Origin of the sequence: Pseudomonas sp. W5-36, assembly GCF_046540455.1 — a bacterium.
Classification (GTDB): domain Bacteria; phylum Pseudomonadota; class Gammaproteobacteria; order Pseudomonadales; family Pseudomonadaceae; genus Aquipseudomonas; species Aquipseudomonas graminis_B.
Window position 1 is genome coordinate 31499 of sequence record NZ_JAXCIQ010000012.1, and the last position, 21932, is coordinate 53430.

The 21932-nt window shown below is 56.7% G+C and carries 22 protein-coding genes; 3 read left to right on the top strand and 19 right to left on the bottom strand.

What is annotated here, in order from left to right:
* Nucleotides 1-120 precede the first annotated feature (120 nt).
* The 19 genes from glmU to rpmH all read right to left on the bottom strand — a co-directional run bounded on the left by glmU (nucleotide 121) and on the right by rpmH (nucleotide 17553).
* Nucleotides 121-1488: a bifunctional UDP-N-acetylglucosamine diphosphorylase/glucosamine-1-phosphate N-acetyltransferase GlmU gene (gene glmU, locus SLW74_RS18610; protein WP_410929739.1), complete on the bottom strand. Its 1368-nt coding sequence runs from the start codon at nucleotides 1486-1488 to the stop codon at nucleotides 121-123.
* A 121-nt stretch (nucleotides 1489-1609) separates the two neighbouring features.
* A complete protein-coding gene (locus SLW74_RS18615) occupies nucleotides 1610-2035 on the bottom strand; it encodes a F0F1 ATP synthase subunit epsilon (protein ID WP_037016911.1) in 426 nt (141 codons plus the stop codon).
* A 44-nt stretch (nucleotides 2036-2079) separates the two neighbouring features.
* Complete coding sequence (gene atpD, locus SLW74_RS18620; RefSeq protein ID WP_065988059.1) at nucleotides 2080-3456, bottom strand: F0F1 ATP synthase subunit beta; 1377 nt, start codon at nucleotides 3454-3456, stop codon at nucleotides 2080-2082.
* Nucleotides 3457-3484: 28 nt separating this feature from the next.
* Nucleotides 3485-4345 carry a F0F1 ATP synthase subunit gamma gene (gene atpG / locus SLW74_RS18625; RefSeq protein WP_037016916.1) on the bottom strand — a complete coding sequence of 287 codons (861 nt, stop codon included), beginning with the start codon at nucleotides 4343-4345 and terminating at the stop codon, nucleotides 3485-3487.
* Between the two features lie 50 nt (nucleotides 4346-4395).
* Nucleotides 4396-5940 carry a F0F1 ATP synthase subunit alpha gene (gene atpA / locus SLW74_RS18630; protein WP_410929740.1) on the bottom strand — a complete coding sequence of 515 codons (1545 nt, stop codon included), beginning with the start codon at nucleotides 5938-5940 and terminating at the stop codon, nucleotides 4396-4398.
* Between the two features lie 21 nt (nucleotides 5941-5961).
* Nucleotides 5962-6498 carry a F0F1 ATP synthase subunit delta gene (locus SLW74_RS18635; protein ID WP_037016920.1) on the bottom strand — a complete coding sequence of 179 codons (537 nt, stop codon included), beginning with the start codon at nucleotides 6496-6498 and terminating at the stop codon, nucleotides 5962-5964.
* Nucleotides 6499-6510: 12 nt separating this feature from the next.
* On the bottom strand, nucleotides 6511-6981 hold the full coding sequence (locus SLW74_RS18640; protein WP_065988056.1) for a F0F1 ATP synthase subunit B: 471 nt from the start codon (nucleotides 6979-6981) through the stop codon (nucleotides 6511-6513).
* A 57-nt stretch (nucleotides 6982-7038) separates the two neighbouring features.
* A complete protein-coding gene (atpE, locus tag SLW74_RS18645) occupies nucleotides 7039-7296 on the bottom strand; it encodes a F0F1 ATP synthase subunit C (protein ID WP_002555987.1) in 258 nt (85 codons plus the stop codon).
* A gap of 137 nt (nucleotides 7297-7433) precedes the next feature.
* Nucleotides 7434-8303: a F0F1 ATP synthase subunit A gene (atpB, locus tag SLW74_RS18650; RefSeq protein ID WP_065988055.1), complete on the bottom strand. Its 870-nt coding sequence runs from the start codon at nucleotides 8301-8303 to the stop codon at nucleotides 7434-7436.
* A 16-nt stretch (nucleotides 8304-8319) separates the two neighbouring features.
* Nucleotides 8320-8727: a F0F1 ATP synthase subunit I gene (locus tag SLW74_RS18655; protein WP_065988054.1), complete on the bottom strand. Its 408-nt coding sequence runs from the start codon at nucleotides 8725-8727 to the stop codon at nucleotides 8320-8322.
* 146 nt (nucleotides 8728-8873) lie between these two features.
* A complete protein-coding gene (locus SLW74_RS18660; protein ID WP_065988052.1) occupies nucleotides 8874-9746 on the bottom strand; it encodes a ParB/RepB/Spo0J family partition protein in 873 nt (290 codons plus the stop codon).
* 9 nt (nucleotides 9747-9755) lie between these two features.
* The gene (locus SLW74_RS18665) at nucleotides 9756-10550 is read right to left on the bottom strand and encodes a ParA family protein (protein ID WP_065988051.1); all 795 of its coding nucleotides are present in this window, start codon (nucleotides 10548-10550) and stop codon (nucleotides 9756-9758) included.
* An 18-nt stretch (nucleotides 10551-10568) separates the two neighbouring features.
* Entirely contained in the window at nucleotides 10569-11204 is a 636-nt protein-coding gene (gene rsmG, locus SLW74_RS18670; protein WP_192130998.1) for a 16S rRNA (guanine(527)-N(7))-methyltransferase RsmG, read from the bottom strand.
* A 5-nt stretch (nucleotides 11205-11209) separates the two neighbouring features.
* Complete coding sequence (gene mnmG / locus SLW74_RS18675) at nucleotides 11210-13108, bottom strand: tRNA uridine-5-carboxymethylaminomethyl(34) synthesis enzyme MnmG (protein WP_410929741.1); 1899 nt, start codon at nucleotides 13106-13108, stop codon at nucleotides 11210-11212.
* A 523-nt stretch (nucleotides 13109-13631) separates the two neighbouring features.
* The gene (gene mnmE / locus SLW74_RS18680) at nucleotides 13632-15002 is read right to left on the bottom strand and encodes a tRNA uridine-5-carboxymethylaminomethyl(34) synthesis GTPase MnmE (RefSeq protein ID WP_410929742.1); all 1371 of its coding nucleotides are present in this window, start codon (nucleotides 15000-15002) and stop codon (nucleotides 13632-13634) included.
* Nucleotides 15003-15080: 78 nt separating this feature from the next.
* A complete protein-coding gene (gene yidC, locus SLW74_RS18685; protein ID WP_410929743.1) occupies nucleotides 15081-16760 on the bottom strand; it encodes a membrane protein insertase YidC in 1680 nt (559 codons plus the stop codon).
* 2 nt (nucleotides 16761-16762) lie between these two features.
* Nucleotides 16763-17008 carry a membrane protein insertion efficiency factor YidD gene (yidD, locus tag SLW74_RS18690; protein ID WP_074886126.1) on the bottom strand — a complete coding sequence of 82 codons (246 nt, stop codon included), beginning with the start codon at nucleotides 17006-17008 and terminating at the stop codon, nucleotides 16763-16765.
* On the bottom strand, nucleotides 17001-17402 hold the full coding sequence (gene rnpA / locus SLW74_RS18695; RefSeq protein WP_065988273.1) for a ribonuclease P protein component: 402 nt from the start codon (nucleotides 17400-17402) through the stop codon (nucleotides 17001-17003). The genes yidD and rnpA overlap by 8 nt, the downstream gene beginning before the upstream one ends.
* Nucleotides 17403-17418: 16 nt before the next feature.
* On the bottom strand, nucleotides 17419-17553 hold the full coding sequence (gene rpmH, locus SLW74_RS18700) for a 50S ribosomal protein L34 (RefSeq protein ID WP_002551315.1): 135 nt from the start codon (nucleotides 17551-17553) through the stop codon (nucleotides 17419-17421).
* A gap of 584 nt (nucleotides 17554-18137) precedes the next feature.
* Here rpmH and dnaA point away from each other — a divergent pair.
* The 3 genes from dnaA to recF are packed head-to-tail and all read left to right on the top strand — an operon-like array spanning nucleotide 18138 to nucleotide 21929.
* Complete coding sequence (dnaA, locus tag SLW74_RS18705; RefSeq protein WP_410929744.1) at nucleotides 18138-19673, top strand: chromosomal replication initiator protein DnaA; 1536 nt, start codon at nucleotides 18138-18140, stop codon at nucleotides 19671-19673.
* Between the two features lie 35 nt (nucleotides 19674-19708).
* The gene (dnaN, locus tag SLW74_RS18710) at nucleotides 19709-20812 is read left to right on the top strand and encodes a DNA polymerase III subunit beta (protein ID WP_410929745.1); all 1104 of its coding nucleotides are present in this window, start codon (nucleotides 19709-19711) and stop codon (nucleotides 20810-20812) included.
* A 13-nt stretch (nucleotides 20813-20825) separates the two neighbouring features.
* Complete coding sequence (gene recF, locus SLW74_RS18715; RefSeq protein ID WP_065988043.1) at nucleotides 20826-21929, top strand: DNA replication/repair protein RecF; 1104 nt, start codon at nucleotides 20826-20828, stop codon at nucleotides 21927-21929.
* Nucleotides 21930-21932 lie beyond the last annotated feature (3 nt).

Consider the following 21932-nt stretch of genomic DNA (forward strand, 5'->3'; position numbering starts at 1 on the left):
TACGTCAAGGGGGAGAGAGGCGTTTCTAGAGAAGGAATCAGGGATTTGCTTGAACGGATCCGTTCAACACCCGGCATCGGCTGCTTGTCTGGCAAGCAGCCGGACAGACCTGTGGATAACTTAGTCTTTCTTGATTTTCACCGGACGCTTCCAGCCTTCTATGTTGCGTTGACGCGCACGGGCGACCGCAAGCTGTTCGGCGGGTACATCCTGATTGATGGCAGAGCCGGCGGCAGTGCTCGCGCCCGACGCGATATACACAGGAGCGATCAGCGAGTTGTTCGAGCCGATGAACACATCTTCGCCCGTCACCGTTTTGTGCTTGTTGGCGCCATCGTAGTTGCACGTAATGGTGCCTGCCCCGATGTTGGTGCGCGCGCCGATGACTGCGTCTCCCAAGTAGGTCAGATGACCCGCCTTGGCACCCTCGCCCAGATGAGCATTCTTCAATTCTACGAAGTTACCCACGTGGGCGCGGGCGTCGAGCACACTGCCTGGGCGCAGACGAGCGAAAGGCCCCGCATCCGCGCCTTCGCCCACGATTGCGCCTTCCAGGTGACTGTTTGCCTTGATGATCGCGCCTTTGCGCAAGGTGCTGTCCTTGATCACGCAGTTTGGCCCAATCGAAACGTCGTCTTCGATCACCACTCGGCCTTCAAGGATGACGTTCACGTCGATCATCACGTCGCGGCCCGTGGTGACGTCGCCACGAACGTCGAAACGCGCCGGGTCCCGAAGGGTGACGCCCAACGCCATGAGTCGGCGGGCTTCGCGCTGCTGGTAATGACGCTCGAGCTCGGCAAGCTGTTTACGATCATTGGCGCCCTGCACTTCCATCGCATCTTCAGGCTGTGCGGTGGCGACTACCAAGCCATCGCTGACGGCCATCGCGATAACATCGGTCAGGTAATACTCACCTTGAGCATTGTTATTGGAAAGGCGGCCCAGCCAGTCGGCCAGATGCTTGCCGGGTACTGCGAGTATTCCGGTGTTCCCTTCCTTGATAGCCTTCTGCGCTTCCGTTGCATCCTTATGCTCGACGATGGCAGTGACGCGGTGCTCCGTGTCACGAACAATCCGACCGTAGCCGGTTGGGTCATCCAGGGTGACTGTCAGCAGGCCCAGTTGCTGATCGTTTACCAAGGCAAGCAAGCGGTGCAAGGTCTCCACTTTTATGAGCGGGACGTCGCCGTAAAGAATCAGGACGGTTTCGGCGGTCAATACCGGCAGCGCTTGCGCGACTGCATGGCCTGTCCCCAATTGTTTGTCCTGCAGAACAAAACTCAGATCATCGCTGGCCAGTTGCTCGCGGACCCGCTCGGCGACATGCCCGATAACCACATGAATGCCTTGGGGTGAAAGCTGCCGTGCGCTATGGATAACATGACCGAGCATCGATTTACCGGCCACAGGATGCAACACCTTGGGCAGAGCAGAACGCATGCGAGTGCCCTGACCCGCAGCAAGAATGACGATATCGAGAGACATGAAGGGATTCCAGACGAGCAGGCCACATTAGCCAGGCTGATGATTCGGGCGAGAAAGCCGAAAAAAGAAAAAGGGTAGCCGAGGCTACCCTTTTACTCAATCGCGCAACGAGACTTCGGGGTTAGCCGCCGAACTTCTTGCGAATTTGCTGAACGGTGCGCAGCTGAGCCGCGGCCTCCGCCAGACGTGCAGCAGCAGATCCATAATCGAAATCTGCGCCTTTTTCATTCAGAGCACGCTCGGCAGCCTTGACGGCTTCCTGAGCTGAGGCTTCGTCCAGATCAGCAGCGCGTTGCACGGTATCGGCAAGCACTTTGACCATGTTCGGTTGAACCTCAAGGAAACCACCGGAGATGTAAAACACCTCGGCTTCGCCACCCTGCTTGATCAGGCGGATCGGACCTGGCTTCAGATCGGTGATCAACGGTGCGTGACCTGGAGCAATACCGATATCACCCAGGTTACCGTGTGCAATCACCATCTCGACCAGACCGGAGAAAATCTCTCCTTCCGCGCTGACGATATCGCAATGGACTGTCATAGCCATTTGCCTGCCTCAACCTGATTAGCGCCCGTTGCCGGGCGCCTGGATTACAGTTTCTTGGCTTTCTCGATCGCTTCTTCGATGCCGCCGACCATGTAAAACGCCTGTTCAGGCAGATGGTCGTAGTCACCGGCGAGGATGCCTTTGAAGCCAGCAATGGTGTCTTTCAGGGAAACGTATTTACCCGAGGCACCGGTGAAGACTTCAGCCACGAAGAACGGCTGCGACAGGAAGCGCTGAATCTTACGAGCGCGGGATACCAACTGCTTGTCGGTTTCCGACAGCTCGTCCATACCCAGGATCGCGATGATGTCTTTCAGCTCTTTGTAACGCTGCAGAACATACTGAACGCCGCGAGCGGTGTCGTAATGCTCCTGACCGATGACGTTCGGGTCCAGCTGGCGCGAAGTCGAGTCCAGTGGATCGACCGCTGGGTAGATACCCAGGGATGCGATGTCACGGGACAGAACGACAGTGGCGTCCAAGTGAGCAAACGTTGTAGCTGGCGATGGGTCAGTCAAGTCATCCGCCGGTACGTATACCGCCTGGATCGAAGTGATCGAGCCTTCCTTGGTCGAAGTGATGCGCTCTTGAAGCACGCCCATCTCTTCAGCCAGCGTCGGCTGGTAACCTACTGCAGACGGCATACGGCCCAGCAGTGCGGATACTTCAGTACCGGCCAGTGTGTAACGGTAGATGTTGTCGACGAACAACAGAACGTCGTTACCTTCGTCACGGAACTTCTCAGCCATGGTCAGGCCAGTCAGGGCGACGCGCAGACGGTTACCCGGCGGCTCATTCATCTGACCGTAGACCAGCGCTACTTTGTCCAGAACGTTGGAGTCCTTCATCTCGTGGTAGAAGTCGTTACCCTCACGAGTACGCTCGCCCACACCGGCGAACACGGAATAACCGCTGTGCTCGATGGCGATGTTACGGATCAGTTCCATCATGTTTACGGTCTTGCCGACACCGGCACCACCGAACAGACCGACTTTACCGCCTTTGGCAAACGGGCAAACCAGGTCGATGACCTTGATGCCGGTTTCCAGGAGGTCGTTGCCGCCAGCCTGATCAGCGAACGAAGGCGCAGGACGGTGAATGCCCCAGCGCTCTTCGGTCTCGATCGGGCCCGCTTCGTCGATCGGGTTGCCCAGTACGTCCATGATCCGGCCCAGCGTCGCTTTACCGACCGGTACGGAGATGGCTGCGCCGCTGTCGATAACGTCCAGACCGCGCTTCAAGCCTTCGGTGGAACCCATCGCAATGGTACGAACTACGCCGTCGCCCAGCTGCTGCTGAACTTCCAGAGTAGTTTCCGCGCCTTGTACTTTCAGCGCGTTGTAGATGCTCGGTACGCTGTCGCGTGGAAATTCCACGTCGATCACGGCGCCGATGATTTGAACGATACGTCCGCTACTCATTAGCTGGATCCTCTGAATATTTGAACCGTTAAACCGCGGCAGCGCCGCCGACGATTTCCGAGATCTCTTGGGTGATCGCTGCCTGACGCGCCTTGTTGTAGATCAGCTGCAAATCGCTGATCAGATCACCGGCGTTGTCAGTGGCGTTCTTCATCGCGATCATCCGCGCAGCCTGTTCAGCCGCGTTGTTCTCGACCACCGCCTGATAGACCTGCGACTCCACGTAACGGACCATCAAGCCGTCCAGCAGCTCTTTGGCGTCGGGTTCGTACAGGTAATCCCAGTGGTGCTTGAGTTCTTGATCCTGGGTCGCGACCAACGGAATCAACTGCTCGACCGTTGGCTGCTGAGTCATGGTGTTGATGAACTTGTTGGACACCACGGACAGGCGGTCAATACGGCCCTCCAGGTAAGCGTCCAGCATCACCTTGACGCTGCCGATCAAATCGTTGATCGACGGCTCTTCGCCCAAGTGGCTGATCGCAGCGACGACGTTACCGCCGAAGTTGCGGAAAAACGCCGCACCTTTGCTGCCGACCACGCACAGATCGATCTCTACGCCGTTTTCACGGTTCTTCGCCATGTCCTTGACCAAAGCCTTGAACAGGTTGGTATTCAAGCCACCACACAGACCACGGTCACTGCTCACCACGACGTAACCGACGCGCTTTACTTCGCGCTCGATCATGAAGGGATGACGGTATTCCGGGTTAGCGTTGGCGAGATGACCAATCACCTGGCGGATGCGCTCCGCGTAAGGACGGCTAGCAGCCATGCGCATTTGAGCCTTGCGCATTTTACTGACCGCCACTTTTTCCATGGCGCTGGTGATCTTTTGCGTGCTTTTGATGCTCGCAATCTTGCTGCGAATCTCTTTTGCGCCTGCCATGTAACACCTATCAGGTTAGCAAGCGGGAACCTCGCGGCTCCCGCTGCGGCTTACCAGGTTTGGGTGGCCTTGAACTTCTCGATACCGGCTTTCAGGCCAGAATCGATTTCGTCATTGAAGTCACCCTTCACGTTGATCTTCGCCATCAAATCGGCGTGATCTCGGTTGAAGTAAGCAATCAGCGCTTGTTCAAAGCTGCCAACCTTGGCGATTTCGACGTCAGTCAGGAACCCACGCTCAGCGGCATACAGCGACAGCGACATGTCAGCGATCGACATTGGCGCATATTGCTTCTGCTTCATCAGCTCGGTCACGCGCTGACCATGCTCAAGTTGCTTACGGGTCGCTTCGTCCAGATCAGAGGCGAACTGGGCAAATGCTGCCAGTTCACGGTACTGAGCCAGAGCGGTACGGATACCACCGGAGAGCTTCTTGATGATCTTGGTCTGAGCGGCACCACCCACACGGGATACCGAAACACCGGCGTTCACTGCCGGGCGGATGCCGGAGTTGAACATGGCCGATTCCAGGAAAATCTGACCGTCAGTGATGGAAATCACGTTGGTCGGAACGAACGCGGAAACGTCGCCAGCCTGGGTTTCGATGATCGGCAATGCGGTCAGGGAACCGGTTTTGCCGGTCACTGCGCCATTGGTGAACTTCTCTACGTACTCTTCCGAAACGCGGGATGCACGCTCCAGCAGACGGGAGTGGAGATAGAACACGTCGCCTGGGTAAGCTTCACGGCCTGGTGGACGGCGCAGGAGCAGGGAGATCTGGCGATAAGCCACGGCCTGCTTGGACAGATCGTCATAAACGATCAGTGCGTCTTCACCGCGGTCGCGGAAGTACTCGCCCATGGTGCAACCGGCATACGGAGCCAGGAATTGCAGCGCAGGAGATTCCGAAGCACTGGCCGCCACGATGATCGTGTTGGCCAGAGCGCCGTTTTCTTCCAGCTTGCGAGCAACGTTGGCGATGGTCGATTGCTTCTGACCGATTGCTACGTAGACGCAGAAAATGCCGCTGTTCTTCTGGTTGATGATCGCGTCGATCGCCAGAGCGGTTTTACCGATCTGACGGTCGCCGATGATCAGCTCACGCTGGCCACGGCCGACGGGGATCATCGCATCGACAGCCTTGTAGCCAGTCTGTACAGGCTGGTCTACCGACTTACGCCAGATCACGCCTGGAGCAACTTTCTCGACCGCATCGGTCTCGGTGTTGTTCAGCGGACCTTTGCCGTCGACAGGGTTGCCCAGTGCGTCGACCACGCGACCCAGGAGTTCCTTACCAACCGGAACTTCCAGGATGCGGCCGGTGCACTTGGCACTCATGCCTTCAGCCAGAGAGGTGTAAGCGCCCAGTACGACAGCACCCACGGAGTCTTGCTCCAGGTTCAGTGCCATACCGTAAACGCCGCCCGGGAACTCGATCATTTCGCCGTACATAGCGTCGGCGAGACCGTGAATCCGCACGATACCGTCAGACACGCTGACGACAGTGCCTTCGTTTCGGGCTTGGGAGGCTACATCGAGGTTCTCGATGCGGCCCTTGATGATTTCACTTATTTCGGAAGGATTGAGTTGCTGCATTGCTCTGCTGCCCCTTCAAACTCAAGATTTCAATGCTTCGGCTAGTTGCGCGAGTTTGCCGCGAACTGAGCCATCGATAACCAGGTCGCCGGCGCGGATGATGACACCACCTATCAGGGCAGCATCCTCCGCAGCGTGCAGGCGCACTTCCCGGCCGAGCCGTGCACTGAGAACCTTGGCGAGTTTGTCTTGCTGTTCTTGGTTCAATGCGAAGGCACTGGTTACATCCACATCTACCGATTTTTCCTGTTCGGCCTTGTAAAGCTCGAACAGTTCGGAGATCTCCGGCAGAAGCTGGAGACGGTCGTTTTCAGCAACGACGTGAATGAAATTCTGTGCCTTGGCATCGAACTTGTCGCCGCACACTTCAATAAAAGTGGCGGCCTTGTCTGCGCTCGTCAGTCGCGGGGCCTTGAGCATGCGCTGCATCGTGTCGTCTTGCGACACTGCAGCAGCCAGGCCGAGCATGGCTGACCAATTGGCCAGTTGCTGGTGCGCCTGTGCATGCTCGAAGGCTGCCTTAGCGTAAGGTCGGGCCAACGTGGTCAGTTCTGCCATGATCGCCCTCGCTTAAATTTCAGCAGCCAGTTTGTTTACCAGCTCCGCGTGCGCGTTTTGATCGATTGTGGCACCCAGGATCTTCTCTGCGCCGTTGACTGCCAGGCTACCCAGTTGGGCGCGCAGCGCGTCTTTGACGCCGTTCAGTTCCTGTTCGATCTCGGCCTGAGCCTGAGCCTTGATGCGGTCAGCTTCGACGCGAGCCTGTTCACGGGCTTCGTCGACAATCTGGGTACCGCGTTTCTTGGCTTGCTCAATGATCTCAGCTGCCTGAGCCTTAGCTTCGCGCAGTTGCTGACCCACTTTATCTTGGGCCAGCTCCAGGTCGCGAGCTGCTCGTGTAGCAGCGTCCAGTCCATCCGCAATCTTCTTCTGACGTTCGTGCAAAGCCGCGATGACCGGAGGCCACACGAACTTCATGCAGAACAGCACAAAAATGAAGAACGCAACGGACTGGCCAATCAGGGTTGCATTAATGTTCACGCCAACACCTCGCTCGTTCGTTGTCCATCACACCAATCAACTCGAAAATTCGAGTGATCAGCCAGCGAGTTGACCAACGAAGGGGTTCGCAAAAGTGAAGAACAGAGCGATACCAACACCGATCATGGTCACGGCGTCGAGCAGACCAGCCACGATGAACATTTTAACTTGCAGCATTGGAACCATTTCCGGTTGACGCGCAGCGCCTTCCAGGAATTTACCGCCCAGCAGGCCGAAACCGATTGCAGTACCCAGTGCGCCCAGGCCGATCAGCAGTGCAACAGCGATAGCAGTTAGACCAACTACAGTTTCCATCTTTCCTCCCGACTTTTACGTCGTATTGGTTAGGTTTTCTTAGATTAAAGCGGTAAAGCAAAATCGTTTCTTACATCAAGCCCTCGCGGGCACCCCCTCACCGAAGCAAGGGGATCATCAGACTCGCCAGGCGGGTCTCAATGGTTATCTTCGTGAGCCATCGACAGGTACACGATGGTCAGCATCATGAAGATGAACGCTTGCAGGGTGATGATCAGGATGTGGAACACAGCCCACGCCCATTGCAGGACCACGCCCAGACCGCTGAGCCACAGCAGGCCGCTGCCGAACATGACCGCGATCAGAATGAACACCAGCTCACCCGCGTACATGTTGCCGAACAGTCGCAGTGCCAGGGAGATCGGCTTGGCCACCAGAGTCACGAATTCAAGCAGGAAGTTCACCGGAATCAACAGAGCCTGAACGAAAATGTTCTTGCTGCCGAACGGGTGCAAGGTCAATTCGCCGATGAAGCCGCCGATACCCTTGATCTTGATGCTGTAAAAAATGATCAGCGCGAATACGGAGAGTGCCATACCCAGCGTCGCGTTCGGATCGGTTGTCGAGACGGCGCGGAAAGGAATGTGGTGATCACCGGTGACCATGATTGCCAACTGCGGGATCCAGTCGACAGGAATCAAGTCGACGGCGTTCATGAGGAACACCCAGGCAAAGATGGTCAATGCCAGAGGAGCGATCACGGCGCTACGGCCATGGAAGCTGTCTCGAACGCTGCCATCGACGAACTCGACGAGGACTTCAACGAAGTTTTGCAACGCGCCCGGCTGGCCGGAAGTCGCCTTTTTTGCGGCCATACGGAAGATAAGGACGAAAATCAGACCCAGTGCGACCGACCAGCCGAGGGTATCGACGTGGAAAGCCCAAAAGCCCATTTCTTTTGCTTCCGCCGCAGAATGCGCGAAGCCCCAACTGCCGTCAGGCAAATGACCAAAGGTCAAATTCTGCAAGTGGTGCTGGATATAGCCCGAAGCTGTCTGCTCTGCCATGGTTGCCTCAAACGCCCTAAGGTCTCGAAAGTCTTGTTTTCAGTAGCAGGGGCGCAAACCAACTGACCAGTTGGGTCAGTATGAATACGCCGAAAACCGCCAGCGGAGCCAGCGGCTTTACTCCTGCAAACGTCAGTGCAAAAAGCACTGCCGTAAAAATCAGCTTGCCTGCCTCGCCGGCGTAGAACGACCGAACGATGGCCTGCGCTGCCCTGGCCCCGGAGTACCGGAATGCCTTATGAGCAAAATACAAATTCGGCAGCCAGGCTATCAGGCCTCCGCAAAGCCCCGAATACCCGGCCACGACACCATGCCACTGCCAAAGCGCCAGCGCAGCCCCGAGAAGGACAATCAACTGAGCCAGCAAGATCGGGAAAACAGCCAGGCGATGGAATGGCAAGCGGTTTGGCGTGCGTGTCTCCATCACATGGGCTCCTCGTGAGCCGGCCGCCAAAATCAATAACTTGGCATAAATTGTGCCGACAAAATGCGCGCAGAGTATAGGGGCGGTTCAGCCCCTATTCAACTGCCAGGTAGTGATTTCCGACTACGCGCTACGCATGATTTGTTTCAGCGAATGTGGGCGAGCACACCCTGCAGCTCATCCAGAGAGTTATAACGGATAACCAACTGACCTTTGCCCTTCTGTCCATGGCGGATTTGCACCGCGGAGCCCAGCCGCTCGGCGAGGCGCTGCTCCAGACGTGTGATGTCAGGATCGGCCTTCACTGGCTCCGCAGCGTCCTGCTTCCCGCTGAGCCACTGGCGAACCAGTGCCTCGGTCTGACGCACAGTCAGACCGCGTGCGACAACGTGTCGCGCCCCATCAACCTGCTGATCTTCGGGTAGACCCAGCAGCGCACGGGCGTGGCCCATCTCCAGATCACCATGGGAAAGCATTGTCTTGATCGCTTCCGGCAATGCGATCAGTCGCAGCAGATTCGCGACGCTGACTCGCGATTTACCCACCGCCTCGGCCACTTGCTGTTGGGTCAGCTGAAATTCCTGCTGCAGACGCTGCAGTGCAATCGCTTCCTCGATCGGATTCAAGTCCTCGCGCTGAATGTTCTCGATCAGCGCCATCGCGATGGCCGCTTCATCAGGCACGTCGCGCACCATGGCAGGGATGGTTTCGATCCCTGCCTGCTGGCTCGCGCGCCAGCGGCGCTCTCCTGCGATGATTTCGAAGCGGTTGTCAGCAATCGGACGGACCACGATCGGCTGCATCACCCCTTGCGCCTTGATCGAGTTCGCCAGTTCTTCCAATGCCTGGGGATCCATATCACGACGTGGCTGATATTTGCCTCGTTGAATAAGGTCCAGCGGAATGTGCTGAAGCTCGCGCTCACTGGCCTTCACCGCCTGTTCTTCCAGGGCGGTGACGGTGGGGCTGCTCAGCAGTGCGTCCAGCCCACGTCCGAGTCCACGTTTCTTGACGGCCATGGAATTTCCTTAAGTGGGCTGGGCCGCGGCACGACTGCCGCGACGTTGGCGACGGACCATCTCGCCCGCAAGCGCCAGGTAAGCCAGCGCGCCGCGAGATGTCTTGTCGTACGCCAACGCCGGCATGCCGAAGCTGGGCGCCTCAGCCAGTCGAATATTGCGCGGGATAACGGTGTCGTAGAGCTGGTCGCCAAAGTGCTCTTTTAGCTGCGCCGAAACATCGTTGATCAGGCTGAGCCGCGGGTCGTACATGGTCCGCAGCAAGCCTTCGATCTTGAGTTGAGGGTTGAGTAACTCACCGATGCGCTTGATGTTATCCACAAGGTCGCTCAAACCTTCGAGCGCGAAATACTCGCACTGCATGGGGATAATGACGCCATCGGCCGCAACCAGCGCATTCAGCGTCAGCATCGAAAGCGATGGAGGGCAGTCGATGAGGATGTAATCGTAATTCTCGCGGATGGGCGCCAGTGCCGAACGCAGACGCGATTCCTTCATCTGCATTTCGAGCAGGACCACCTCGGCAGCCGTCAAATCACGGTTTGCCGGCAGCAGCTGATAGCCCCCGTGTTCGGAAAAGTGCATGGCCTGATTCAGGTCGCATTCGCCAATCAGCAAATCGTAGACCGAATGCTCGAGCGCATGCTTATCCACACCGCTGCCCATGGTGGCATTGCCTTGCGGATCGAGATCGATCAACAGCACCCGACGCTTGGTAGCCACCAGCGAAGCCGCGAGGTTGATGCAGGTTGTGGTCTTACCCACCCCCCCTTTTTGGTTCGCTATCGCGAATACCTTAGCCATTCTTGCGTGTGTTCCCTGTCATGCCGTGCGGCGCAGTATCAGCAGATGCCGTTGACCTTGGCAACCGGGTACGGCCAAGGCTTGCGCGCTTTCCAGATGAAAATCTGCGGGCAATGCTACCAGTTCATCCACCGGATGCAGACCCTTCATTGCCAACCAGCGCGTTTCACCGTCGCCCATGTGCCGAGTCCACTGGGTAAAGTCTTCCAGGCTGCTGAAAGCGCGGGAGATAATCCCGTTGAACGGCAGCTCAGGCTGGAATGCTTCGGCACGGCTGTGGATAACTTCAAGATTGGCCAGCGCCAGCTCGAGTTTGACCTGCGTCAGAAACCGAGTCTTTTTGCCGTTGCTGTCCAGCACGGTGACTTTCATCTCTGGAAACAGGATGGCCAGCGGGATACCCGGCATCCCGCCGCCACTGCCGACATCCAGCTGACGCTCACCTTCGATGAAACGCACCACGCTCAAGCTGTCCAGCAGATGGCGAGAGACCATCTCATCCGGATCACGAACTGCGGTCAGGTTGTAGGCCTTGTTCCACTTGATCAGCAAGGCCAGATACGCCAGCAACTGACTATGTTGGCTCTCGCTCAAATCGACGCCGAGCTCTCGAGCGCCGAGCGTCAGCTCTTCTGCGTGCTGCGGGGAAACCATCGAATTCAAGCGCTTTGCTCCAACTGACGGCCCGCGCCGCGTTTTTTCAAATGAATCATCAACAGAGAAATCGCCGCCGGGGTAACGCCGGGAATCCGCGAGGCTTGGCCTAGGGTTTCCGGACGAGTTATCCCCAGCTTGCTCTGGATTTCTTTGGACAGACCGGAAATCCCGGTGTAGTCGATGTCAGCAGGGAGTCGAGTATTTTCGCTGGCACGCAGACGAGTGATTTCATCTTGCTGACGGTCGATGTAACCGGCGTACTTGGTCTTGATTTCGACCTGTTCAGCGACCTGCGGGTCAGGCGAGCCGTGGCCGGTCAGCGCAACCAGGCTGGCGTAATCCACTTCGGGGCGGCTCAGCAGATTCAGCAGATTGTATTCGTGGGTCAATGGCGTGCCGAAGTGCGCCGAGACCGCATCGCCCTGCTCGGTACCCGGACGAATCCAGGTGGACTTCAGGCGTTGTTCTTCCAGCTCGATGCCCTCACGCTTGGCACAGAACGCCGCCCAGCGGGCGTCGTCGACCAACCCCAGCGCCCGACCCTGTTCAGTCAGACGCAAGTCCGCGTTGTCTTCGCGCAAAATCAGCCGGTATTCGGCGCGCGAGGTGAACATCCGGTACGGCTCTTGTGTGCCCAGCGTAATCAGGTCATCCACCAGCACGCCGATGTAAGCTTCATCGCGACGCGGACACCAGCTGTCCTTGCCTTGAGCCCTGAGGGCCGCGTTGGCACCGGCGAGCAAACCTTGCGCACCGGCTTCTTCGTAACCGGTCGTGCCGTTGATCTGGCCTGCAAAGAACAAACCACCGATAACCTTGGTTTCCAGGCTGTACTTCAGGTCGCGCGGGTCGAAGTAGTCGTACTCGATGGCATAGCCAGGCCGAACAATGTGGGCGTTTTCCATCCCGCGAATAGACCGGACGATCTGGAGCTGTACATCGAACGGCAGCGAGGTCGATATACCGTTTGGATAAAGCTCATGGGTCGTCAAACCTTCCGGTTCGATAAACACCTGATGGCTTTCCTTGTCGGCAAAACGATGGATCTTGTCCTCAATCGACGGGCAATAGCGCGGGCCGACCCCTTCGATCTCCCCGGCAGCAGAATACATCGGCGACCGATCCAGATTGGCCGCAATGATTTCGTGGGTCTGGGCATTGGTGTGAGTAATCCAGCAACTGACCTGGCTCGGGTGCTGGGCCTGGGAGCCCATGAACGACATCACGGGGATCGGCGTATCGCCCGGCTGTTCTGTCATCACCGAGAAATCCACAGATCGGCCATCGATGCGCGGAGGTGTGCCCGTTTTCAGACGGCCCACTCTCAGCGGGAGCTCACGGAGCCTGCGTGCAAGCGCAATGGATGGCGGATCACCGGCGCGACCGCCTGAATAGTTCTGTAGACCAATGTGGATAAGTCCGCCCAGAAAGGTACCCGTGGTGAGAACCACGGAGTCGGCCATAAATCGCAGGCCCATCTGAGTCACTACGCCGCGCACCTGGTCTTGCTCAACGATCAGGTCGTCGCATGCCTGCTGGAATACCCAGAGGTTGGGCTGGTTTTCAATAATTTCCCTGACCGCCGCCTTGTACAACACCCGGTCAGCCTGGGCACGCGTTGCCCGGACAGCTGGGCCTTTGCGGCTATTGAGCACGCGGAACTGGATACCACTTTTGTCAGTGGCCGTTGCCATTGCTCCGCCAAGCGCATCGATCTCTTTGACCAGATGACTCTTCCCGATGCCACCAATGGCCGGGTTGCAACTCATTTGGCCGAGGGTTTCCACGTTGTGCGTAAGCAGCAGGGTGGTAGCACCCATACGTGCGGACGCCAGTGCTGCCTCGGTACCGGCATGACCGCCGCCGATGACGATCACTTGAAAACGGGAAGGGAAATCCACCACGCACCTCGTGCCTGTTGATTGGGGGGAATAGGAATGGCGGCAAGTATAGGGACTTACCCCCCCTTAAGAAACCCGTTGCGCAAAATCTAACCAGCTGTGGATGAATAGCGGTTATAGAAATTAAAAAGAAAGAAATTTATAAGATCTTTGTTTTTATGTTTATTTCTACTGAGCACCCTTTCTGTGGATAAAGTCATGAGGGCCTTTATCTACGTGCTGTACAGAGAATCAAAACCCTGTGTCCATGTGACCAAGAGCCCCTTGGATAACGGGTCTAAGCCTGTGGATTAAATGACCAGTTGTCCACAGGCACGATTGTCCTCAGGTCAGACGCCTGTTTATCAACCGAGCTCAGTCGCGGTTATGCACAGGGCTTATCCGAGCATTCAGGTGCTGAACGGTTAAATTCGAGGTGCACTTATCCGCCGGCGCGCTGATCGGAAGTCACGAAAAATGGGATGAGTGAATCGATATGAGGCAGGTCCGGAGAGATTGACCTGCCTGGGGATAGGGCGTGGTGCTATTTGCCGATGCAAAAGCTGGAGAAAATCCGCCCCAATAAGTCGTCCGAGCTGAAGGCGCCGGTAATTTCGCCAAGGGACTGCTGGGCTTGGCGCAGGTCCTCGGCAAGTAGCTCACCCGCGCCGGCTAAGGTCAGCTGCGAGCGTCCATGCTCGAGAGAAGCACTTGCCGTGTGCAACGCCTCAAGATGGCGCCGGCGTGCACTGAAGCTTCCCTCGGCTGTTTGCTGATACCCCATGCACGCCTTCAGATGCTCGCGCAAAAGCTCCACACCTTCCCCACCGGCCTTTGCACTCAGGCTGATGGTCACGTGGCCATCGACGCTGGTCACCAGTTCCACTGGTTCGTCGCTCAAGTCCACCTTGTTACGAATCAGGGTGACATGGGCCGGGTCAGGCCGTTGATCGAGGAACTCTGGCCACAGTGCAAAGGGATCGCAGGCCTCGGGCGCCGTTGCATCGACCACCAACAAAATGCGATCTGCCTGGCCTATCGCCTGAAGCGCGCGTTGAACGCCTATCTTTTCCACCTGATCGTCGGTATCACGCAGACCGGCAGTGTCCACAACATGAAGTGGCATCCCGTCAATGTGGATATGTTCACGGAGGACATCCCGGGTTGTGCCGGCAATCTCAGTTACGATCGCCGCTTCTTTACCCGCCAGTGCATTCAGGAGACTGGATTTACCGGCATTTGGCCTGCCGGCGATAACCACATTCATGCCATCCCTGAGTAACGCTCCCTGATTGGCCTCATGCAACACTGTGGATAACTGATTGCGTACGTTATCCAACATGGTCAGCACGTGACCGTCCGCGAGAAAGTCGATTTCCTCCTCTGGAAAGTCGATGGCCGCTTCAACGTAAATGCGCAGGCTGATGAGTTTCTCAGTGAGCTCATGCACTCGCTGGGAAAATGCACCCTGCAGCGACCTCAAGGCGTTACGCGCAGCTTGCGCAGAACTCGCCTCAATGAGGTCCGCAATCGCCTCGGCTTGGGCCAGGTCAAGCTTGTCATTGAGAAATGCGCGTTCGCTGAATTCACCCGGCCGTGCCAGGCGGCACCCCAGCTGCACACAACGCTGCAGCAACATATCCAGAACCACAGGCCCACCATGCCCCTGAAGCTCGAGCACATCCTCCCCGGTGAACGAGTGGGGTCCTGAAAAATAAAGACCAATACCCTCGTCAATCACTTCGCCGCTTTCTCCCTTGAAAGCGCCGTAATGTGCGTAACGAGGCTTTGGCAATTTGCCAAGAATCACCTCGGCGCATTTGCAAGCTTTCGGGCCGGAAATACGGACGATACCCACGCCTCCTCGTCCTGGAGCCGTTGCAATGGCCGCAATGGTTTCTGACAGAACATTCATGGACCGACTCCTGGACAACCGACGGATAGCAAAACGCCCCACTAGGGGGCGTTTTGAATAACTTGTTAACAGGGTAGATCAGGCTTCAGCTTTCTTGGCTTTCGCTTCGATGCTGCGGGTGATGTACCACTGTTGGGTAATGGACAAGGTGTTGTTCACAACCCAGTACAGCACCAGACCAGCCGGGAACCACAGGAAGAAGAACGTGAAGATGATTGGCATCAGCTTCATGACCTTGGCCTGCATCGGGTCCGGAGGTGTCGGGTTCAAACGCTGCTGGATGAACATGGTAGCGCCCATGATGATCGGCAGGATAAAGAACGGATCTTTGATCGACAGGTCGGTTATCCACAGCAGCCAAGGCGCCTGGCGCATCTCGACGCTTTCAAGCAGTACCCAGTACAGCGACAGGAACACCGGCATCTGTACCAGAATCGGCAAGCATCCACCCAACGGGTTGATCTTCTCTTTCTTGTACAGCTCCATCATCGACTGAGACAGCTTCTGACGATCGTCGCCATGTTGCTCTTTCAGCGCGGCAAGGCGCGGAGCGACTGCACGCATGCGTGCCATCGACTTGTAACTGGCCGCCGACAGAGGGAAGAAAAGCCCTTTGATCAGCATGGTCAGGAAGATGATCGACCAGCCCCAGTTGCCCACGATGCTGTGGATATGTTGCAGAAGCCAGAAAATAGGCTGGGCAATAAACCACAGAATCCCGTAATCCACCGTCAATTCCAGACCTGGGGACAACTCCTTCAGGACTGCCTGACTCTTCGGCCCGGCGTAAAGCGTTGTAGTGGTCTCGGCTTTTGCGCCCGGTGCGACTGTCAGTGCCGGGCCTGTGAAACCGATGATGTAATTGCCGGCACTGTCCTTACGGGTGGTGACGGTGTTGCTATCAGTTTTGTTCGGAATCCAGGCGGTCACGAAGTAATGCTGCAACCAGGCAACCCAACCACCCTGAACGGTGTCCTTCACCGAACCTTTGTCGATGTCCTTCATGGAAACCTTTTTGTAAGGCTCCGAAGGAGTCCACATCGCAGCCCCCAGATAGGTGGCCGTGCCAGTGGCAGTCGTCGAGGATGGGTCAGCGCTCGAATCACGTTTCAGCTGTGCGAACAGGTTACCGTTCCAAGGCTGGGCGCTCTGGTTGTCAATCACGTAAGAAACGGTCAGGTCATACAGACCGCGTTTGAACGTAAAGCGCTTGATGTAGTTGACGCCGCCGTCGCTGAATTTCAGGTCGACGACCAAGTCGTTCTGACCATCAGTCAACTGGTAGCTTTTCTGCGTAGCCGAGTAGACCGGGCGACCAGTGGCTCGGGCATCAGGGCCGTTTGCGCCAGTCAGACCGCTCTGAGCGAGAAAGATCCGTTCGCCGCCGTTATCGAACAGCTGGAAAGGAATCTCGGGATGATCCTGACGGCGTGGATAAAGTGGCAAACGAAGCTGCACCACGTCGCCGCCGACCGGATCGATTTCCAGATTAAGGACGTCTGTCTTCACCTGGATCAGATCTTTGCTGGTAGCCACCGGCATTTCCGCCGGCGCAGCCACTTCGCCGGTAGCGCTAGGAACGTCTGCATTGGCAGCCGCTGAACCTTGCGGAGCATCAGGAATAGCGGATGTATTGGTGTTGGCAGCAACATTCTGAGTCGGCAAGGCAGCCTGACCGTAGTCCTGGTTCCATTTCAGGACACCGACATAGGTCACGATTGCCAGGGCGACGATCAGGATCGTGCGTTTAATATCCATGATTACTCGGCCATCGAAGAGGAACGGGAGGTGGGAGCAGGTGGAACCGGGTCATAACCACCGGGATTCCACGGATGACACCGACCTAAGCGACGTAAGGTCAGCCAGCCACCGCGCACCAGACCATAATTTTCAATGGCCTCGTACGCGTAGCAGGAGCAACTGGGGTAGAAACGACAGTGACTGGCCATCAGAGGACTGATGGCATAGCGGTAAAACTGGATCGGAACGAGCGCCAGTTTACGCATCAGTACTGTCTACCCCCGCAGTTTCGGTTTTAAGTTCGGGATCGGGCCGGCTGCGCGCCAGACGTTTCCAGAGCTTGCCGAAATGCTGAATCAATTCGGGGTTTTCAATATCACCCAAGCCTTTGCGTGCAACGACGACGATATCCCATCCGACCAGGTTGTCCTGGTGAAGGCGAAACGACTCACGCATCAGGCGTTTCAAACGGTTGCGCTCGACGGAGAGCTTCACGCTCTTCTTTCCGATCACCAGCCCTAGACGGGGATGATCAAGGTCGTTGTTGCGCACAAGGAGCAGGAGATTTTTTCCCGGAACCTTGCCGGTGGGGGAGTCAAAGACTGCCTTGAAATGCCGGGGTGTCAGCAAACGCTTTTCCCGACTGAAGTCCTGACTCACCACCTGTGCCGATTAATCAAACTGCCAGACGCTTACGGCCTTTGGCGCGACGACGCGACAGAACTGCGCGACCGTTTTTGGTGGCCATACGAGCACGGAAACCGTGGGTGCGAGCGCGCTTGATAGTGCTGGGTTGGAAAGTACGTTTCATGGCGTGTTACCTGGTTCGTCCACAACGGGCCGGAATGGCCCCCGTTTTAAGAGACCGGGGATTCTAGAGAAAGCGGGCCCGCAGGTCAATTTCCAACCAATGTTTCTTGCATTTAGTTCCTGGGTCCATTTCGTCGACAGCGATCTATCCGTCGGTACATTCTTGGGACGTAGATATAGAAATAAAGAAGGAAGGTATTTAAAGCTTCTTTGTAAAGCTTATAAAAGCTTAGGGAGAGGATTTCTGTGGATAAACCGCTGCAGACCACGTACTGCTTGATGTACAGAGGAATGAAAGTCTGTCCACTAGCAGTGCCGCAGCTGTGCGACGGCTGGCGACAAGCTGTGCATAGAAGCGTTACTTATCCACAGCTGATTTATCCACAGACTTCAACCCATCGTTATGCAGAGAGCTAACCCTCGGTTATCCACAGAGCTTAACTATCCACCGGCTGTCGTCTTTTTAGGCGCTTTGTGCAGGCTTTCGTGCGCTGGCGCTCTACCTTCGTGTGGATAAGTCAGCTACGGGTGGTTACAATGGCCGCTTGTTTTTGCCACGCCGGCTTCAGAATCTAGGGGATATTTGTGTCAGTGGAACTTTGGCAGCAATGCGTTGAGCTTTTGCGCGATGAGCTGCCTGCCCAGCAATTCAACACCTGGATCCGACCTTTACAAGTTGAAGCCGAAGGCGACGAATTGCGCGTGTATGCGCCCAACCGGTTTGTGCTGGACTGGGTGAATGAGAAGTACCTGGGTCGATTGCTCGAGTTGCTGGGCGAGCATGGCCAGGGAATTGCGCCGGCGCTGTCCTTATTAATAGGCAGCAAGCGCAGCTCTGCTCCACGCGCCGCTCCGAACGCTCCGCTTGCAGCAGCGGCTGCCGCTTCTCAGGCCGCCGAGTTGGCAGCCACCAGCGAAGCACCGGCTGTAGCACGAGCGCCGCAGTCCGTGGCGACGCCTGCTCCGATGATTCAGACCTCATTGAATGTCGAGGATGAGCCTTCCAGGGCGAGCTTCGATCCGATGGCTGGCGCCAGTTCTCAGCAAGCTCCTGCGCGCGCCGAGCAGCGTAATGTTCAGGTTGAGGGAGCGCTGAAGCACACCAGCTATCTGAACAGGACCTTCACGTTCGAGAACTTTGTCGAAGGTAAATCGAACCAACTGGCGCGGGCTGCTGCCTGGCAGGTAGCTGACAATCCCAAGCATGGGTACAACCCGCTCTTCCTTTACGGAGGTGTGGGTCTGGGTAAAACCCACTTGATGCATGCTGTGGGTAACCACCTGCTCAAGAAGAATCCGAACGCCAAAGTCGTGTATCTGCACTCCGAGCGATTCGTGGCGGATATGGTCAAGGCGCTACAGCTCAATGCCATTAATGAGTTCAAACGCTTCTATCGCTCCGTCGACGCACTATTGATTGATGACATTCAATTTTTTGCGCGCAAGGAACGTTCTCAGGAAGAGTTTTTCCACACCTTCAACGCCCTTCTCGAAGGCGGTCAGCAGGTTATTCTCACGAGTGACCGCTACCCCAAGGAAATCGAAGGCCTTGAAGAGCGGCTCAAGTCACGCTTCGGCTGGGGTCTGACGGTGGCAGTCGAGCCACCGGAACTTGAAACACGCGTGGCGATTTTGATGAAGAAGGCGGATCAGGCGAAAGTCGATCTGCCTCACGACGCCGCATTTTTTATCGCGCAGCGAATCCGCTCCAATGTGCGTGAGCTTGAGGGTGCGCTGAAGCGCGTCATCGCTCACTCACACTTCATGGGTCGGGACATCACGATCGAGCTGATCCGTGAATCGCTGAAAGATTTGCTCGCGCTGCAGGACAAACTGGTGAGTGTGGATAACATTCAGCGGACTGTTGCTGAGTACTACAAGATAAAGATCTCCGACCTGCTTTCCAAACGCCGCTCCAGGTCTGTTGCGCGACCGCGGCAAGTGGCGATGGCATTGTCAAAGGAGCTGACCAATCACAGCCTTCCTGAAATCGGCGATGTGTTTGGCGGCCGGGACCACACAACGGTCTTGCACGCGTGCCGGAAGATCAATGAGCTTAAAGAATCCGATGCGGACATCCGCGAGGACTACAAGAACCTGCTGCGGACTTTGACAACGTGATGCCGACGCAGCTTATCAAGGCAAGGGACTAGACCATGCATTTCACCATTCAACGCGAAGCCCTGTTGAAACCCCTGCAACTGGTCGCGGGCGTCGTTGAACGCCGTCAGACCTTGCCGGTTCTGTCGAACGTGCTACTGGTCGTGGAGGGCCAGCAGCTGTCTTTGACTGGTACTGACCTCGAAGTCGAGCTGGTCGGCCGCGTGCAGTTGGAAGAGCCTGCAGAGCATGGCGAGATCACGGTTCCTGCGCGCAAGCTGATGGACATCTGCAAAAGTATTCCGAATGATGCGCTCATCGACATCAAGCTCGACGAGCAGAAGCTGATCGTCAAAGCGGGCCGCAGCCGTTTCACGCTTTCGACCCTGCCTGCCAACGACTTTCCTACCGTCGAAGAAGGCCCGGGTTCGCTTACATTCAGCCTCGTTCAAAGCAAATTGCGCCGGTTAATCGAGCGCACCAGCTTTGCAATGGCCCAGCAGGACGTTCGCTACTACCTTAACGGTATGCTGCTTGAGGTTCAGTCGGGCATTCTGCGCGCGGTTGCAACCGACGGGCACCGTCTTGCGATGTGTTCCATGGCCGCCGAGATCGAGCAGGCTGACCGTCATCAAGTGATCGTGCCGCGTAAGGGTATCCTGGAATTGGCCCGGTTACTGACCGAGCAAGATGGCCTGGTCAGTATCGTATTGGGTCAACATCACATTCGTGCAACCACGGGTGAGTTCACGTTCACGTCCAAGCTGGTCGACGGTAAATTCCCGGACTATGAGCGAGTGCTTCCCAAGGGCGGCGACAAGCTCGTCGTGGGTGATCGTCAGGCGCTGCGGGAAGCGTTCAGCCGTACCGCGATTCTCTCGAACGAGAAGTACCGGGGCATTCGCCTTCAACTGGCCAACGGTCAGTTGAAGATTCAAGCCAATAACCCTGAGCAGGAAGAGGCCGAGGAAGAAATCAGCGTCGACTACAATGGCAGCTCTCTGGAGATCGGATTCAACGTGAGCTATCTGCTCGACGTACTAGGTGTCATGACCACGGAGCAAGTCCGTCTGATCCTCTCTGATTCCAACAGCAGTGCTTTGGTGCAGGAATCCGGTAATGACGACTCGGCCTATGTCGTTATGCCGATGCGTCTGTAACAGCAGTTGATCAATGTCTCTTAGCCGCGTCTCGGTCACCGGGGTGCGCAATCTGCACCCGGTGACCTTCTCTCCTTCTCCCCGCATCAACATCCTGTATGGCGCTAACGGCAGTGGGAAAACCAGTGTCCTTGAAGCGATTTATCTTCTCGGCTTGGCGCGCTCATTCCGCAGTGTACGGCTGCAGCCGGTCATTCAATATGAGCAACCTGCGTGTACAGTCTTTGGCCAGGTAGAACTCGCCGAAGGCGGCCACAGCAGCCTTGGCATTTCCCGCGATCGCCAAGGAGATTTCCAGATTCGTATCGACGGCCAAAACGCCAAAAGCGCCGCGCAACTTGCCGAAACTCTGCCGCTGCAACTGATCAACCCCGACAGCTTTCGGCTCCTTGAAGGCGCTCCTAAAATTCGTCGTCAGTTCCTGGATTGGGGAGTGTTCCACGTGGAACCTCGTTTCATGTCGACTTGGCAGCGGCTCCAGAAGGCCCTGAGGCAGCGGAACTCGTGGCTTCGGCATGGTACACTTGACGCCGCTTCGCAGGCCGCTTGGGACCGTGAGCTGTGTCTTGCTAGCGATGAAATTGATGAGTTTCGGCGCGCTTATATCAAAGCGTTGAAACCTGTGTTCGAGCAAACCCTGAGTGAGCTTGTTCAGATCGATGGGCTGACGCTTAGTTACTATCGAGGATGGGACAAGGAAAAAAACCTGAGTGACGTGCTGGCATCTTCGCTTTACCGCGATCAGCAGATGGGTCACACGCAAGCGGGACCCCAACGTGCAGATCTACGCTTGCGGCTAGGCGGACACAACGCGGCGGATATCCTTTCCCGTGGGCAGCAGAAACTCGTGGTCTGCGCCCTTCGCATTGCGCAGGGACATTTAGTCAGCACGGCCCGTCGTGGCCAATGTATTTACCTCGTCGACGATCTGCCATCGGAGCTCGATGAGAATCACCGCGGTGCGCTATGTCGCCTGCTGGAAGAATTACGCTGCCAGGTATTTATCACCTGCGTAGATCATGAATTGTTGAGGGAAGGCTGGCAGACGGAAACGCCAGTTGCTTTGTTCCACGTGGAACACGGCAATATCACCCAGACCCACGACCACCGGGAGTGAAGG

Excerpts from the sequence above, each read along its gene's own strand:
- atpE (WP_002555987.1), bottom strand. The coding sequence starts at position 7,296 with ATGGAAACTGTAGTTGGTCTAACTGCTATCGCTGTTGCACTGCTGATC.
- rsmG (WP_192130998.1), bottom strand. The coding sequence starts at position 11,204 with ATGGTTTCCCCGCAGCACGCAGAAGAGCTGACGCTCGGCGCTCGAGAG.
- yidC (WP_410929743.1), bottom strand. The coding sequence starts at position 16,760 with ATGGATATTAAACGCACGATCCTGATCGTCGCCCTGGCAATCGTGACC.
- atpB (WP_065988055.1), bottom strand. The coding sequence starts at position 8,303 with ATGGCAGAGCAGACAGCTTCGGGCTATATCCAGCACCACTTGCAGAAT.
- atpG (WP_037016916.1), bottom strand. The coding sequence starts at position 4,345 with ATGGCAGGCGCAAAAGAGATTCGCAGCAAGATTGCGAGCATCAAAAGC.
- glmU (WP_410929739.1), bottom strand. The coding sequence starts at position 1,488 with ATGTCTCTCGATATCGTCATTCTTGCTGCGGGTCAGGGCACTCGCATG.
- atpD (WP_065988059.1), bottom strand. The coding sequence starts at position 3,456 with ATGAGTAGCGGACGTATCGTTCAAATCATCGGCGCCGTGATCGACGTG.
- SLW74_RS18655 (WP_065988054.1), bottom strand. The coding sequence starts at position 8,727 with ATGGAGACACGCACGCCAAACCGCTTGCCATTCCATCGCCTGGCTGTT.
- recF (WP_065988043.1), top strand. The coding sequence starts at position 20,826 with ATGTCTCTTAGCCGCGTCTCGGTCACCGGGGTGCGCAATCTGCACCCG.
- SLW74_RS18660 (WP_065988052.1), bottom strand. The coding sequence starts at position 9,746 with ATGGCCGTCAAGAAACGTGGACTCGGACGTGGGCTGGACGCACTGCTG.
- SLW74_RS18635 (WP_037016920.1), bottom strand. The coding sequence starts at position 6,498 with ATGGCAGAACTGACCACGTTGGCCCGACCTTACGCTAAGGCAGCCTTC.
- SLW74_RS18615 (WP_037016911.1), bottom strand. The coding sequence starts at position 2,035 with ATGGCTATGACAGTCCATTGCGATATCGTCAGCGCGGAAGGAGAGATT.
- SLW74_RS18665 (WP_065988051.1), bottom strand. The coding sequence starts at position 10,550 with ATGGCTAAGGTATTCGCGATAGCGAACCAAAAAGGGGGGGTGGGTAAG.
- yidD (WP_074886126.1), bottom strand. The coding sequence starts at position 17,008 with ATGCGTAAACTGGCGCTCGTTCCGATCCAGTTTTACCGCTATGCCATC.
- rpmH (WP_002551315.1), bottom strand. The coding sequence starts at position 17,553 with ATGAAACGTACTTTCCAACCCAGCACTATCAAGCGCGCTCGCACCCAC.
- mnmE (WP_410929742.1), bottom strand. The coding sequence starts at position 15,002 with ATGAATGTTCTGTCAGAAACCATTGCGGCCATTGCAACGGCTCCAGGA.
- atpA (WP_410929740.1), bottom strand. The coding sequence starts at position 5,940 with ATGCAGCAACTCAATCCTTCCGAAATAAGTGAAATCATCAAGGGCCGC.
- dnaN (WP_410929745.1), top strand. The coding sequence starts at position 19,709 with ATGCATTTCACCATTCAACGCGAAGCCCTGTTGAAACCCCTGCAACTG.